Here is a 13,550-nt window from a genome sequence, read left to right as displayed (position 1 = left end):
GTGTCGGACATGCTCACCGCCGGGATCACCGTCCGCGATGTCCGTCGATCGTTCGGGCGCGTCGAAGCCGTTCGCGGAGTGGATCTCGACGCTCGCGCGGGAGCGGTGACCGGACTCGTCGGCCCCAACGGCGCCGGTAAGACGACGCTGCTCCTGATGCTCGCGTCGCTTCTCCAGCCGGACGAGGGCAGCATCCGGATCGCCGGCGTCGACCCGGTGACCGATCCCGCCCAAGCCCGGGCGCGGCTCGGATGGATGCCCGACGCGCTGGGCGCGTGGGGCTCGCTCACCGTGCGGGAGACGCTGGAGATGACCGCTCGGCTCTACGACCTCGACAGAGCCGAAGCGGCTCGCCGCGCGCGGGAGCTTCTCGATCAGGTCGGTCTGGTCGATCTCGCCGAGTCGCCCGCCCGTGTGCTCTCGCGCGGGCAGAAGCAGCGCCTCGGTCTCGCGCGAGCTCTCGTGCACGACCCGTCCGTCCTCCTCCTCGACGAGCCTGCCTCGGGCCTCGACCCCCAGGCGCGGGTAGACCTGCGCGGACTCCTGCGTGCATTCGCCGCTGCAGGCAAGACCGTGCTGATCTCCAGCCACATCCTCTCCGAGCTCGAGGAGGTCGTCGACGACGCGGTGTTCCTGCTCGATGGCGCGACCGTGAGTCCCGACCGGGTCGCGGCGGCGGCTCGCCGCACCCGCACCTGGCGCGTCCGCGTCGCCGATCTCGATGCGCAGGCTGCCGTGCTCCCGATCGCGACGGCCCTCCGGCTCGACGTCGCGCGCGTGCCGACAGACCGCCGCGATGTCCTGATCCCGTTCTCGTCCGAGGCCGAGGCTGCCGCCGGTCTGCGGGCGCTGCTGGGCGCGGGCATCGCGGTCGCCGAGTTCTCGGCCGCGACCGGGATGCTCGAGCACACCTTCCTCGATCTCGGCGCCGGCCGGGATCTGGGCACCGAGGGGAAGGAGGCGTCATGAGCGTCGCCCGGCTGTGGACGGTCGCTCGGCTCGAGCTGCTCCAACGGGTGCGCACGGTGTCGTGGTACGTCCTGCTCGGCATCTTCGCCGTGCTGCTGATCGGTGTCACCGCGCTGTCGTTCCTGGCCTTCGGCGGGGGCATCGCGGAGGGCGAGCAGCGCGGCGCCGGCATCTACTCGACGATCGTCATCATCACGTTGCTGCTCGTCGTCCTCGTCTCGCCCACACTCAGCGGCAACTCCGTCAACGGCGACCGGGATGCCGCGACCCTCGCACCGGTCCAGGTGACGCTCGCGCGAACCTCCGAGATCCTGCTCGGAAAAGTGCTCGCGGCATGGGTCACGGGTCTCGCGTTCGCCGCGGTGGCCGCCCCGTTCCTCGTCATCGCGACCCTGGCCGGGGGAGTGGACCCTGTCGTCGTCGTGGTGTCGCTGGTCGTCCTCGTGATCGAGATCGGCATCATCGCTGCGATCGGCGTCGGGCTGAGCGGCCTCATCGCCCGGCCTCTCTTCTCGGTCGCCGCGACCTACCTCGTCGTCTCTGCGCTCGTCTTCGGAACGCTCATCGCCTTCGGCCTCGGCGCGACGGCGTTCTCGAGCGAGGCGACCGCGACCTACCGGCCGGCGCAGTACAACGCCGACGGATCGCCGCAGTGCATCGACGGGGCGGACGACTGCTGGAACGATCCCGCTCGCATGGTCTGCGGCGAGCCGGAGACATCGACCTACACCGTGCCGCGGTTCGATCGTGTGTGGTGGGTGCTCGCGGCCAACCCCTTCGTCATCCTCGCCGACGCGACGCCTGCCGAGTACGACCGGTTCGGCTACCCCGTCGACCTGTTCGGTCAGATCGCATCCGGCGTCCGGCAGGCACAGGTCGCACCTGATCTCGAGACGGGGTACGACGAGTGCCGGCCGGCCGCAGACGGCGCCGTGCCGACCGCGGCGGAGATCCGGGAACGAACGGCGCCGAGCTGGTTCGTCGGACTGGCCGGGCAGATCGTGGTCGCGGGTCTGCTCGTGGCGGGAGCGTGGTCGCGGACGAGGACGCCGGCCCGAGCCCTGCCGCCCGGAACGCGGATAGCGTAAGAGTGCCATGGTCACCGAACTCGACATCACCCGCCGCGAGGCGATCGACGCCTATCACGTGATCGGCGAGGCCCCCGCGCCCGACCTGCAGGGGATCGTCCGCCTCGCAGCCACCGTCTGCGGCGTCGACACGGCCGTCATCAACATCATCGACGACCGCTCGCAGCATCAGATCGCCGCGGTCGGTTTCGAACCCGCGGTCTGCTCACGCGAAGACTCGATGTGCGCCGCCGTCATCGCGCGTCCCGGTCGGGTCATCGTGCCCGACGCACGGCTCGACGAGCGGTTCGCACACAACCCCTTCGTCACCGGTGAGATCGCCCACGTGCGCTTCTACGCATCGAGTCCGCTCGTCACGCCGGCGGGCGTCGCCATCGGCACCCTCTGCGTCTTCAACGACTCCGTGGGCGACCTCGACGAATCGGCTCGCGAGGCGCTCGATCTGCTGGCTCATCAGGTGGTCGACCTGCTCGAGCTGCGCCGGATCAGCCGCGCCTTGAGCGAGTCGAACGATCAGCTCTCGCGTTTCGCGGGGCAGATCAGTCACGACCTCCGCAATCCGCTGACGGCCCTCACCGGCTTCCTCGAGCTCGCGATCGACAGCCCCGACATGGACAACGCGCCCGAGGCGGCGCGCGTGCTCGCCCGTGCGGAGTCGGCGGCCGACCGCATGAACGCCATGATCTCCGACATCCTCGCCTACGCCCGCATCGGCGGTGCGAGCCCCCAACGGGCGCGCGTCGATCTCGGTGCCGTGATGCACGCCGTCGTCGAGGATCTCGACGCGTCCATCTCGGCCTCCGGCGCCGACATCCGTCAGGACATCGAGGTCGAGCCCGCCGGTGATCCCACGCTCCTGCGCGCGGTGCTCCAGAATGTCGTGGCGAACGCGGTGAAGTTCACCGCGGCCGCGGGGAAGGTCCCGCGGGTGCGTGTCGAGGCGCACGCGGTGCACGGCGGCTGGCGCATCACGGTCGACGACAACGGTCCCGGGGTGCCCCCGGCGGACCGCGAACGCGTCTTCGCGCTGATGGAGCGGGGGGACTCCGAGGCCGAGGGTCTCGGCATCGGCCTGTCGACCTGTCGACGGGTGATCCAGGCGCACGGCGGGCGCATCGGTCTCGACGACTCACCGCTCGGCGGCACCCGCGTCTGGATCCTCCTGCCGGACCCCGCGGCGACCGCCGCCTGAGTCGCGCGCCTCAGCGGCGCAGCGTGTGCGAGGGGTGCTCGCCGTACATCGCGGCGTAGAGCTGCGCGAAGCGTCCCGTGTGCGCGAACCCCCAGCGCAGAGCGACATCCCGCACGGTCGTCGACCCGGGAGGCGCAGCGCGGAGCTCGCGGTGGGCGCCCTCGATGCGCAGGCGGCGAAGATAGGTGCTCGGCGGGATCTCGAACGCCTTGTGGAAGGCGCTCTGGAGTGCGCGGACCGATGTTCCGGAGGCCACCGCGATGTCGCTGATGCTGATGGGGTTGCTGACGTTCTCCTCCATGAACGCCACAGCGCGGCGCACGGCTCGCGCGGTCGGGCGTCGGCGTTCCCCCTCTTCGGGGTCGATGACGGGGAACGCCGTCACGAGCGATGCGACTGCCTGGTGCATGAGCTGACTGCGCATGAGAGGCGAGGCGGCGACCTTCTCGTCGGCCAGCATGGTCGCCTCGAGAAAGCGCAGGGTCTCGGCGACGAGCCGCGGGTTCTCGGCCCGGCGGTTCAGCCCCGAGAACTGCAGATGGCGGGGGTCGTCGCCGATCATGCTGCGCAGCACGTGGTCGAGCGTCTCCGTGGTGACGCTGAACGTGCGCAGGTGCAGCTGACCGAACTCGGCGGTGAACTCGGTGTCCGGCGGCACGATGAAGGGGGTTCGGCCGTCGCCGGACTCGCCTCCGACCTGCCACCGGTGGCTGCCGTGCGCCGCGTGCGCCACGATGAGACGCGGGAAGGCCCGGGTCGTGGTGCGCATCGTTCCCGTGAACCGGACGGCAGCGGCGGCGGCGGCCGGGTGGGCGAGAGCCGCCATCTCGTAGCGGAAGGGCGCGGAGCCGTCGACCGCGAGCGCCACCGGGGTCTCGTACAGCGAGCTGACCGATTCCTGTGCCCGACCGGGGTCGTCGGTCTGCAACCCCCGCCGAACGGGCTCGCTATTCAACAACGAGCTTGTCGGATGCGGACTCTGCCGGTTCGGGGACGACGTAAAGTCCGCTGGGGGAGTTGGCCGTGTACATCAGCGCCTCGAGCCAGGCGCGGTTGATCGCGGGGGTCCGGCTGCCGTGGAACGTGAAGACGAGAGAGGCTCCGGCGTGCATCCAGACGGTCGTCCGCCCCTTGCCGACGCTGACGTCGTCCTTCCAGGTGAAGAAGAACGCCTCACCGCGACGAAGCTTCGCACCGATGGTCATCTGGAGGTGTGCGAGCGTGCGGTCCTCGATCTCGACGCGATTGTTGCCGTCGTAAACAAACCTGCCCAATATTCCTCCTCGCGCGCCATTCAGCGCGATCATCAGCTTCCGCGATCGGGTCACGACGCCGCGCGGAAGAGTCCGTTCCGCGCGCGCTCTGTCCGCGACGCGCACAGCCGTGCTGTGCCACCGCAGATTTCAGGCAGTTGTCAGGGAACGGGAGGGGGTTGACTTTTACGGATGATTACGTAACACGTTAATCACCGGGGATGGCGGCGAGCGTGACGTCCACCCCGGGGGTGATGAGCAGATCGGTGGTCTGCGCCACGCCTTCGCCGTCGTTCACGGTCAGCCAGCCGTGGCCGAGCGCGAGCGCCGCCGCGATCTCGGCTCGGACGTCTTCGATGTCGCGACCGCCGATGCTGTACGGGCGACCGCCATAGAACACATCGACTCTCTTGGACACGGCATCCGCCCTTCGATCCACCGGCGTCGAGTCCGCCGTGTCAGGCGAGACTACCGATCCCGCCGACGAGCACAAGGGGATGCCGTCCTCGCGTTGCGCGCACTAAGGTCGGGCCGGACCGGAAGGAGACGCGATGGGTCGTTTCATCTATGAGAACCAGATCCGAGCGGATTTCGAGGATCGGACGCTCGCGCACCTTCAGACCGTGATCACGACGAAGCTGCGGCGCGGCGAGACGTTCACGCTCACGTGGAAGGACGACGTCAGCATCGGCGACGGCCGCACGACGGTATGGCTGCACCCGGGCTGCGGCCTCGTCTTCAAGTACTACGGCAGCCGGACGCCGTCGTTGAATCGCGCATGGCTCGAGGCGCTGACGCACACGGCGAATTCGCCGACGGGCCTGTACGTCGTTCCCGAGCCGCCGGACTCGCCCCGAAACGGCGCATTCCTCGACGGCGCGGAGTAGCGGGGCGCCGAGCGTCCCGCCTGTGCGACCGCCGTGCATCGCCGGTGAGACCGGGGCATATACCGCTACGGCGATCCAGCGCTCCGTAGTGTGAGCCACAGCCGTCGGCATCCGCCTTCTGCTCCCGACCTTCCCGGTCACGAACGAGTCAGCAGGTGCTCTCATCGCTTCATCCGTCGTCGAGTCGCGTCTCGGCCCCATCCGCACCACTTACGCCGGAACCGCCGATTTCCCGCCGATGGCCAAGGCGTTCACCGATGTCTCCCGCGTCGTTCGGGAATCGGGTCTGCTGCGGCGCACGCCCTGGTTCTACGGCCTCGTCGGCCTCGCCCTGATCCTCGCGATCGGCGGCTGCGTGACCGGATTCGTCCTGCTCGGCGACAGCTGGTTCCAGCTGCTCATCGCGGCAGCCCTCGGCATCGTCTTCACCCAGGTGGCGTTCCTCGCACACGAGGCCGACCACCGGCAGGTTCTCGCCTCCGGCCCCGCGAACGACCGCCTGGCCCGCTTCCTCGCCGTCGGCGTCGTCGGCATGAGCCTGTCGTGGTGGACGTCCAAGCACGCCCGGCACCACTCGAACCCGAACAAGGTGGGCAAGGATCCCGACATCGAGATCGACACGATCTCGTTCATCGAAGAGGACGCGGCCACTGCGCGCGGCATCCGCCGATTCATCACGCAGCGCCAGGGCTGGTTCTTCTTCCCGCTGCTGCTGCTCGAAGGCCTGAACCTCCACGCGCTGTCGATGCGCCACCTCTTCAGCCGAGGCCCGGTGAAGAAGCGTGCGCTCGAGATCACGCTGATCCTCGCGCGGTTCGCGGTCTTCGTCGCTCCGATCTTCATCTTCCTGCCGATCGGTATGGCCTTCGCCTTCTTCGGCGTGCAGGTCGCCGTCTTCGGGCTGTACATGGGCGCCTCCTTCGCGCCGAACCACAAGGGCATGGCGATCATCGCGCCCGACGCGAAGCTCGACTTCTTCAGCAAGCAGGTGCGCACCTCGCGCAACATCGGCGGCGGCTGGTGGGCGACGTGGCTCATGGGCGGCCTCAACTACCAGATCGAGCACCACCTCTTCCCGAACATGCCGCGGCCGGCACTCGCCCGCGCTCGCGAGATCGTGAAGGACCAGTGCGACGCCCTGAACGTGCCGTACACCGAGACCACACTCTGGCGCTCCTACGCCATCGTCATCGACTACCTCAACCGCGTCGGACTCGCCGCCCGCGACCCGTTCGACTGCCCCATGCGCGCGGAGTTCCGTCGCGCCTGAGGCGCAGCATCCCTCGACGTCGGCCACGGCTCATACTGAGTCCGTGGCCGAAGTCGATTCCGAACGCTGGCTCGTCATCGACGGGAGACGCTGGCGGCGCACCGACCCCTCGCTGCCCGATGATCTCGTCGCTGCGCTGAAGTCCCACCTCGGACGCGGTCGATCGGCGGTGGGAGCCGCGAAGCGGCGCGGAGACGACGAGGCGGTCGCCGCAGCGCGCGAGCGCGTGGGCCTGGCCAAGCATGGCCTGGGAGAGCGCGGACCGTACTGGTGGGACGAGCCCGAGGGTGATCGCCTCGCGCGGGCGCGGGACGCGCTGCAGCGACTCGATGCGCTCGAAGGGGACTGAGATCCGAATGGACGCGACGGCGGGAGTCGAACCCGCAACGCGATCGGTTATGAGCCGATGCCCGGGACCACCCGGATCGCCGCGATGCCTTCACGCTACGTGGGCGCCCGCCGGGTCGCCAGGGGTGTGAAGGCCGGAGACGCCGTGCTACGTCGTGTGACGCTCCGGCGTCTCGGTGGTCTCGGTGACGTGGTCCGTGCTGGGCGCAGCAGCGTGGCGGGGCGCCAGCGAGCGCTGAGCGTGCCTGAGCATGCCGACGATTCCCGTGACGAGGACCGCGGCGCCCACGGTCAACAGGCCCGTGGCGACGAGGGTCGGAATCGAGATCGCCGCCCCCCACTCGAGCAGTCCGCCGTAGGCGTCGGGTGAGCGGGTGAGCACGACGCCCGCGACGGCGAGCGTCGCGAAGGCGAGGCCCCAGACGATGCCGGCCCACCGCACGCGGGGACGAGCAAGAGGCGAGGGGAGCGCCGTGTCTTCGGTGGAGGTCAGGTCGGTCATCGGTCGGTCTCCTTCGGGTCGAGGATGCGGATCTCGATGTAGCCGCTCTCCTGGTCGAGGGTGAGCGACTGACGCGTCGTCGTCTCCCCTCGAGAGGGGATCGTCGTATCGACCGCGGTTCGGTCCGCACCGAGATCTCGTGCGTCGGGGCTGTCGGTGAGTACGGTCCATTCGTCGCCCTCCGAGAGGATCAGTGATGCATCGTCGCCGACAGATGCATGCAGCGTCACTTCGACACCGGGTGCGACGGTCACGTAGGTCGAGCCGGATCCCTTCTCGATGGTCAGCGGCGCCGCATCGGACGCGTCGACGAGCGCGACGCGGAGTTCGCCGAACGTCTGCCGGTAGGTCTCCGCCCCGGCCTCGGATGAGACGTTCGAGATCCCGTAGACGCCGATGTGCAGTTCCTCGACGACGGAGACAGCGACCGCGACGCACCCGCCCATGAGCAGGCTTGCGGTTGCGAAGGCGAGGAAGCCGCTGCGGCGGCGGATGGCTCCGGCGACGATCATGGCGAGAGCCGTGACCAGGGCAGCGATGAAGACACCGAGCGCGACGGAGAGGGGGCCCGGAGTGGCCAGGCCGGCGATCGTGCCGGCGATGGCGGCGGCCCCCGCGGTCACGGCGACGAAAGCGATGCTCGTGCGGGGGTGCGCAGCGCGCCGTACGCGTCGGCGCTCCGCCGCCTCGCGCGCGAACGCCGCCGCTGCGGCGCGGCGCTCTTCCCGCGCGGCGGTTCGAGCCGCGCGATCGGCGTCGCCCTGCTCGCGACGCCAGGCGCGATCTCGCTCCCTCCAGGCCGCGTGCTGAGCGCGCCAGGCGGTTAGCTCGTCGGCGTCGGCGTCGGCGTCGTTGCTCGGGGGTGGGGGCGGGGTAGGCGCAGGGGCGCCCTCCGCTCCGCCCGCGCCGGTACCCGAGTCGGAGCCGTCGGCGGATGCGGCCGGGACCGTCTCGGACGCTGCGGAAGCCCATCGCCGCTCGTCCTCCACGGCGCCCGGGACCCGACGCGCTGCTCGGACCAGCAGCGCGATCACGCCGGCCGCCACCACCACCGCGCCCATGAGGGCGAGTGCCCCGAGGACAGCCGTGACCGCTGCAGCGCTCGAATTCGTCGCGAGGCCGGCGAGAGTGATCAGGAGGCCGAGGATCTGCACGACCCCGATGATCGCGACGGCGAGGATCGCACCCTGGGCGTACGAGAACCGGCCGCGCTCGAGGTCGGCGGCGTGCGACCGCCCCGAGGTATCGGGCAGGATCGCCCAGGCGGTGGCGTAGGCGACGATGGCGGGGAGGCCGATCACGGTCGCGACGACGGCGAGCCCGCGCACGATGACCGGGTCGACACCCCAGCGCGCGGCCACTCCCGCACACACGCCGCCGATCCACCCGTCTCGGCGGGCGACGCCGACGGCGTCGACCCAGCGGAAGAACCGGCCCTCCGTCGGTGACGCGGGATCGGGTCGCGGTGGGGCGGCGAGAGTCGGTGCGGAAGTCATGGTCCGATCCTCCGCGGTGCGCGGCAGCGGACGATATGGGGGATCGCCCTGAGGCTTCCCTGATCCTGCACCGGCGCTGGTGTGCCGCCGCGGCCGGAGTGATTGGATGTGGCCATGTCCTCCGCTCTCGCGACTCCCGCCGCGCACCCGGGACCTCCGCCTCCGCGACCGGTCATCGGCCCGGGCACGCGACCGCCGCTCGATCGCGCTCGCGACAGCGTGGTCTCGGGCGTCAGCGCGGGGCTCGCGCAGCACCTCGGCGTCGGGGTGGGCAGCATCCGTGCGCTGTTCGTCGTCCTGACGCTCGTCGCGGGAGCCGGTCCGCTCCTGTACCTCTGGTTCTGGGCCCTCGTGCCCCGCCGACCCGGGCCGGCGGCGCCGACCCGACAGGCGCCGGTCGCCTGGATCCTCGCCGCAGCCGCGACCGCCGCGTTGCCGATCCTGTTCGCGGTCCTCGCCATCGAGGCCCGTGATGCCTGGATGTCGCGATCCTTCTCGCCCACTCTTCTGGCGGTCGTCGCGTTCGTGACCGTCCTCGCGACGACCGCAGGGTGCTGGGCCGAGCTCGTCGACCGCCGAGACATCGATCGCGGGGGCCGGCATACCGTCACCGTTCGGACGGTCGCGGCCGGCATCCTGATCGTGGTGCTCCTCGCGATGCTGCCGCGCGTCGACTCCGACGGTCTCGTGGCGCTTCCTGACCTGACCCTTCCCGTCGCTGGGGTGCTCGCCCTCGGCGGGGCATTCCTCGCCGGCCGGTGGCGCGACCTGTCGGGAGAGCGCGTCCGGCGCATCCGCGAGGAGCAGCGAAGCGCGATGGCAGCGCATCTGCACGATTCGGTGCTGCAGACTCTCGCGCTCATCCAGAACACGGCGGGCGCCTCGAGCGAGGCCGCGCGCATCGCTCGGGCACAGGAGCGCGAGCTCCGCGCCTGGCTCTTCGACGGCGAGGCGCACCCCGACAGCGACCTCGTCAGCGACCTGCGCGACTACGCCGCCGCGCTCGAGCTCGATTACGCGGTGCGGATCGACGTGGTCTCCGCCGGGCTGTCGGCCGAGCAGGCCAGCGGTGAACTGGCGGCGGCGGCGCGCGAGGCGATGCTCAACGCCGCCCGGCACGCCGGCGGCGACGTCTCGGTCTACATCGAGGGCGGATCCCGCGGGGTGGACGTGTACATCCGCGATCGCGGCGCCGGGTTCGACGTGACCGCGATCCCGGACGACCGGCTGGGCGTCCGGGAGTCGGTCATCGGCCGGATGCGGCGCGCCGGGGGATCGGCATCGGTCCGCACGGCGGCCTCGGGCGGCACCGAGGTCCACCTCCATGTCGGCGGCCCCGGGGACGCACGTGGCTGACGCGCTGCGCGTCGTCATCGTCGACGACCACTCCATCTTCCGGTCGGGGCTCCGGGCTGATCTGGGCACGGGGATCGCCGTCGTCGGGGAGGCCGCGGATGTCGAATCCGCCGTCGAGGTCATCGCGCGAACGGAACCCGACGTCGTGCTGCTGGACGTGCACCTGCCCGGCGGCGCGGGCGAGGACCGAGCCGGGGGAGCGGAGGTGATCGCCCGGGCCGCCCCGACACCGGCGCGGTTCCTCGCGCTGAGCGTCTCGGATGCCGCCGACGACGTCGTGCGGGTCATCCGCGCCGGGGCACGCGGATACATCACCAAGGGCTCATCGGGCGACGAGGTGAGCCGCGCCGTCGTTGCGGTGGCGGGCGGAGACGCCGTCTTCTCGCCGAGGCTCGCGGGATTCGTCCTCGACGCGTTCGGGGCCGTGGCCGGTGAGACGGCGACGGCGGTGGACGAGCTCGACCGGCTGTCTTCGCGCGAGCAGGAGGTCATGCGGCTCATCGCCCGCGGCTACGCATACAAGGAGGTCGCGGCCGACCTGTTCATCTCCGTGAAGACGGTCGAGACGCACGTCTCGGCGGTGCTGCGCAAACTGCAGCTGTCGTCGCGGCACGAGCTGACCGCCTGGGCGACGGCCCGACGCCTGCTCTGAGTCGCCGGGCGGGTGTCGGTGGCCGAACGTAGAATCGAGTGGTCATGCCAGAGCCCATCAAGCCCGTCATCGTCGGGTCCGCCGCATCCGTGCGCCCCGGCGCCTCCTCGGGCGAGCGTCCCGACGCCGACCTCCTCGAGGGACTCAACCCGCCCCAGCGCGAGGCGGTGACCTATCGCGGTCCGGCGCTGCTGATCGTCGCGGGCGCCGGCTCGGGCAAGACCCGGGTGCTCACACATCGCATCGCGTCGCTGCTGCGCGGCCGCGAGGCGTGGCCGAGCCAGATCCTCGCCATCACCTTCACCAACAAGGCCGCCGGCGAGATGCGCGAGCGCGTGCAGCAGCTGATCGGCGACAGCGCACAGGGCATGTGGATCTCGACGTTCCACTCGGCGTGCGTGCGGATCCTCCGGCGCGAGGCGCAGCAGTTCGGCTTCACCAAGAACTTCACGATCTACGACTCGGGCGATTCGCGCGCGCTCATCAAGCGTCTCGTGAAAGAGCACGAGGCCGACGCCTTCGGACTCACGCCGGCGGCTGTCCAGAGCCGCATCTCGAAGCTCAAGAACGAGCTCGCCGACGCCGACTCGTACGCGCGCCAGGCGAACATGTCCGATCCCGCCGAGCGCGTCTTCGTCGAGCTCTTCGGCGCCTACCAGTCCGCCCTGCAGCGGGCCAACGCCTTCGACTTCGACGACCTCATCGCCCAGACGGTCTACCTGTTCCGGGCGTTCCCGCACGTGGCCGATGTGTACCGCAAGCGGTTCCGGCACATCCTCGTCGACGAGTACCAGGACACCAACCACGCCCAGTACGCGCTGATCCACGAGCTCACGCGCCCCGTCCAGGGGCAGGGCGGCGACGCGTTCTCGACGGGCGGCATGATGATCTTCGAGCCCGAGTCGGCCCCTGAGGTCGAGGCTGCGTCGCTGACCGTCGTCGGCGACTCCGACCAGTCCATCTACGCGTTCCGCGGCGCCGACATCCGCAACATCACCGAGTTCGAGCGCGACTATCCCGGCGCGAAGGTCGTGCTGCTCGAACAGAACTACCGCTCGACGCAGAACATCCTCTCTGCCGCGAACGCCGTCATCTCCCATAACTTCGACCGCAAAGACAAGAAGCTCTGGACGGATGTCGGCGCGGGCGACGCGATCGTCGGCTTCACCGGCTACTCGCAGCACGACGAGGCGCAGTTCGTCGCCGACGAGATCGAAGCGCTGCACCGCTCGTCGGTGCCTTACTCGCAGATGGCGGTCTTCTATCGCACGAACTCGCAGTCGCGAGCGCTGGAGGAGATCTTCATCCGCGCGGCGATCCCGTACAAGATCATGGGCGGCACGAAGTTCTACGACCGTGCCGAGATCAAGGATGCGCTGGCCTACGTCGTCGCGGTGGCGAACCCCGCCGACGAGCTCGCGGTGCGCCGCATCCTGAACCGCCCGCGCCGCGGCATCGGCGACGTCACCGAGACGTCCATCGCCCGGTACGCGGCCGACCACCAGATCACCTTCCGCGATGCGCTCGCCAACGCCTCGGCGCTCGGCGTGGGTCCGAAGATCCAGGCCGCGATCGCGCAGCTCGATGCCGTTCTCGCCGAAGCGTCCGAGATCATGCTGCCGAGCTCGGGTGAGATCGCCCCGCCGACGTCCGTGACCGAGGGCCTGACGGTGCTGCTGAACAAGTCGGGGTACATGGACGCCCTCCGGGCGAGCCGCGACCCGCAAGACGAAGCGCGCCTCGAGAACCTCGACGAGCTCATCGCGGTGACTCGCGAGTTCGCCCGTAACAATCCCGAGGGAACCATCCTCGACTTCCTCACCGAGGTCGCCCTCGTCGCCGATGCCGACGACCTCGACGACGCATCCGGCACGGTGTCGCTCATGACCATGCACACGGCGAAGGGTCTCGAGTACGACGCCGTGTTCGTCACGGGCGTGGAAGAGGACCTCATCCCGCACCGCATCTCGGCGAACGAGCCCGGCGGCCCGCAGGAAGAGCGGCGGCTCTTCTACGTGGCGCTCACCCGTGCCCGCAAGCGCCTGCATCTCTCGCTCGCCATGACGCGAGCGCAGTTCGGCGAGGTGTCCGCCGCGATGCCGAGCCGGTTCCTGCAGGAGATCCCGCACGACCTGATCGACTGGCGGCAGTCGCCCGGTGACGTCAACTCGCGCGGGGGCATGCAGTCACGAGCCCTCAATGGTCGGCGTTCCGGCGGATCCGGCGGCGGCTTCGGCGGATCGGGCAAGCGATACGGCGACGACCTCGTGCCGCTTCCGCGCAAGGAGAAGAGCGGCGATATCGCGAAGTTCGCCAACCGCATCCCGGCCAAGGTCCGTGACAACGGCGACCTCGAGCTCGGCCCCGGCGACCGCATCAGACACGACGACTTCGGCGAGGGCCGGGTCGACGCGGTCACGGGCGAGGGGGCGAAGCGCGTCGCGCACGTCCGCTTCGATTCGGCCGGCCCGAAGAAGCTGCTCATCAAGATCGCACCGATCGTCAAGCTGTGACGCAACCCCCCCCCGCGCGGCGCG

The 13,550-nt window shown here is 70.2% G+C and carries 14 protein-coding genes and 1 tRNA gene; 9 read left to right on the top strand and 6 right to left on the bottom strand.

The genetic code is table 11. The features are described 5' to 3' along the window. Nucleotides 1-9: 9 nt before the first annotated feature. The 3 genes from DO944_RS12800 to DO944_RS12790 are packed head-to-tail and all read left to right on the top strand — an operon-like array spanning nt 10 to nt 3,249. Complete coding sequence (locus DO944_RS12800) at nt 10-969, top strand: ABC transporter ATP-binding protein (protein ID WP_112617605.1); 960 nt, start codon at nt 10-12, stop codon at nt 967-969. Then, on the top strand, nt 966-2,057 hold the full coding sequence (locus tag DO944_RS12795; protein WP_112617501.1) for an ABC transporter permease: 1,092 nt from the start codon (nt 966-968) through the stop codon (nt 2,055-2,057). The genes DO944_RS12800 and DO944_RS12795 overlap by 4 nt, the downstream gene beginning before the upstream one ends. Nucleotides 2,058-2,064: 7 nt before the next feature. Next, nucleotides 2,065-3,249 (top strand): ATP-binding protein, encoded by a 1,185-nt coding sequence (locus tag DO944_RS12790; RefSeq protein ID WP_112617500.1) that lies wholly within the window; start codon nt 2,065-2,067, stop codon nt 3,247-3,249. Between the two features lie 10 nt (nt 3,250-3,259). Here DO944_RS12790 and DO944_RS12785 read toward each other — a convergent pair whose 3' ends face one another. The 3 genes from DO944_RS12785 to DO944_RS12775 form a co-directional block, all read right to left on the bottom strand. Beyond that, complete coding sequence (locus tag DO944_RS12785; RefSeq protein ID WP_112617499.1) at nt 3,260-4,177, bottom strand: helix-turn-helix domain-containing protein; 918 nt, start codon at nt 4,175-4,177, stop codon at nt 3,260-3,262. Between the two features lie 19 nt (nt 4,178-4,196). Further along, nucleotides 4,197-4,523: an ATP-dependent DNA ligase gene (locus tag DO944_RS12780; RefSeq protein WP_112617498.1), complete on the bottom strand. Its 327-nt coding sequence runs from the start codon at nt 4,521-4,523 to the stop codon at nt 4,197-4,199. Nucleotides 4,524-4,710: 187 nt separating this feature from the next. Then, nucleotides 4,711-4,920 carry a hypothetical protein gene (locus tag DO944_RS12775; protein WP_112617497.1) on the bottom strand — a complete coding sequence of 70 codons (210 nt, stop codon included), beginning with the start codon at nt 4,918-4,920 and terminating at the stop codon, nt 4,711-4,713. 133 nt (nt 4,921-5,053) lie between these two features. Here DO944_RS12775 and DO944_RS12770 point away from each other — a divergent pair, with 133 nt between their 5' ends. From DO944_RS12770 to DO944_RS12760, 3 genes are all read left to right on the top strand, one after another. Next, the gene (locus DO944_RS12770) at nt 5,054-5,389 is read left to right on the top strand and encodes an ATP-dependent DNA ligase (protein WP_112617496.1); all 336 of its coding nucleotides are present in this window, start codon (nt 5,054-5,056) and stop codon (nt 5,387-5,389) included. Nucleotides 5,390-5,552: 163 nt separating this feature from the next. Continuing rightward, nucleotides 5,553-6,659, top strand: a complete 1,107-nt coding sequence (locus tag DO944_RS12765; RefSeq protein ID WP_258524727.1) for an acyl-CoA desaturase — start codon at nt 5,553-5,555, stop codon at nt 6,657-6,659. Nucleotides 6,660-6,702: 43 nt separating this feature from the next. Beyond that, a complete protein-coding gene (locus DO944_RS12760) occupies nt 6,703-7,008 on the top strand; it encodes a biopolymer transporter Tol (RefSeq protein WP_112617494.1) in 306 nt (101 codons plus the stop codon). A gap of 8 nt (nt 7,009-7,016) precedes the next feature. On the opposite strand, the gene DO944_RS15690 is transcribed toward DO944_RS12760, so the two are convergent. The 3 genes from DO944_RS15690 to DO944_RS12750 form a co-directional block, all read right to left on the bottom strand. Next, nucleotides 7,017-7,092, bottom strand: a tRNA-Met gene (locus tag DO944_RS15690). 63 nt (nt 7,093-7,155) lie between these two features. After that, on the bottom strand, nt 7,156-7,509 hold the full coding sequence (locus DO944_RS12755) for a hypothetical protein (protein WP_181574238.1): 354 nt from the start codon (nt 7,507-7,509) through the stop codon (nt 7,156-7,158). Continuing rightward, the gene (locus DO944_RS12750; protein ID WP_112617493.1) at nt 7,506-9,005 is read right to left on the bottom strand and encodes a PspC domain-containing protein; all 1,500 of its coding nucleotides are present in this window, start codon (nt 9,003-9,005) and stop codon (nt 7,506-7,508) included. Before DO944_RS12750 ends, DO944_RS12755 begins: the two co-directional genes overlap by 4 nt. Before the next feature lie 114 nt (nt 9,006-9,119). Here DO944_RS12750 and DO944_RS12745 point away from each other — a divergent pair, with 114 nt between their 5' ends. The 3 genes from DO944_RS12745 to DO944_RS12735 are packed head-to-tail and all read left to right on the top strand — an operon-like array spanning nt 9,120 to nt 13,526. Then, nucleotides 9,120-10,361 carry an ATP-binding protein gene (locus DO944_RS12745; protein WP_112617492.1) on the top strand — a complete coding sequence of 414 codons (1,242 nt, stop codon included), beginning with the start codon at nt 9,120-9,122 and terminating at the stop codon, nt 10,359-10,361. Further along, nucleotides 10,330-11,013 carry a response regulator transcription factor gene (locus DO944_RS12740; RefSeq protein WP_181574237.1) on the top strand — a complete coding sequence of 228 codons (684 nt, stop codon included), beginning with the start codon at nt 10,330-10,332 and terminating at the stop codon, nt 11,011-11,013. The genes DO944_RS12745 and DO944_RS12740 overlap by 32 nt, the downstream gene beginning before the upstream one ends. Before the next feature lie 44 nt (nt 11,014-11,057). After that, on the top strand, nt 11,058-13,526 hold the full coding sequence (locus tag DO944_RS12735) for an ATP-dependent helicase (RefSeq protein WP_112617603.1): 2,469 nt from the start codon (nt 11,058-11,060) through the stop codon (nt 13,524-13,526). The last annotated feature ends 24 nt before the right edge of the window (nt 13,527-13,550 follow it).

Origin of the sequence: Microbacterium sp. SMR1, assembly GCF_003289625.1 — a bacterium.
GTDB lineage: Bacteria > Actinomycetota > Actinomycetes > Actinomycetales > Microbacteriaceae > Microbacterium > Microbacterium plantarum.
This window is presented reverse-complemented; position numbering and strand designations above follow the sequence as displayed.

Coding starts and splice junctions, on each gene's coding strand:
- DO944_RS12800 (WP_112617605.1), top strand. CDS start 10: ATGCTCACCGCCGGGATCACCGTCCGCGATGTCCGTCGATCGTTCGGG.
- DO944_RS12795 (WP_112617501.1), top strand. CDS start 966: ATGAGCGTCGCCCGGCTGTGGACGGTCGCTCGGCTCGAGCTGCTCCAA.
- DO944_RS12790 (WP_112617500.1), top strand. CDS start 2,065: ATGGTCACCGAACTCGACATCACCCGCCGCGAGGCGATCGACGCCTAT.
- DO944_RS12770 (WP_112617496.1), top strand. CDS start 5,054: ATGGGTCGTTTCATCTATGAGAACCAGATCCGAGCGGATTTCGAGGAT.
- DO944_RS12755 (WP_181574238.1), bottom strand. CDS start 7,509: ATGACCGACCTGACCTCCACCGAAGACACGGCGCTCCCCTCGCCTCTT.
- DO944_RS12750 (WP_112617493.1), bottom strand. CDS start 9,005: ATGACTTCCGCACCGACTCTCGCCGCCCCACCGCGACCCGATCCCGCG.
- DO944_RS12745 (WP_112617492.1), top strand. CDS start 9,120: ATGTCCTCCGCTCTCGCGACTCCCGCCGCGCACCCGGGACCTCCGCCT.
- DO944_RS12740 (WP_181574237.1), top strand. CDS start 10,330: ATGTCGGCGGCCCCGGGGACGCACGTGGCTGACGCGCTGCGCGTCGTC.
- DO944_RS12735 (WP_112617603.1), top strand. CDS start 11,058: ATGCCAGAGCCCATCAAGCCCGTCATCGTCGGGTCCGCCGCATCCGTG.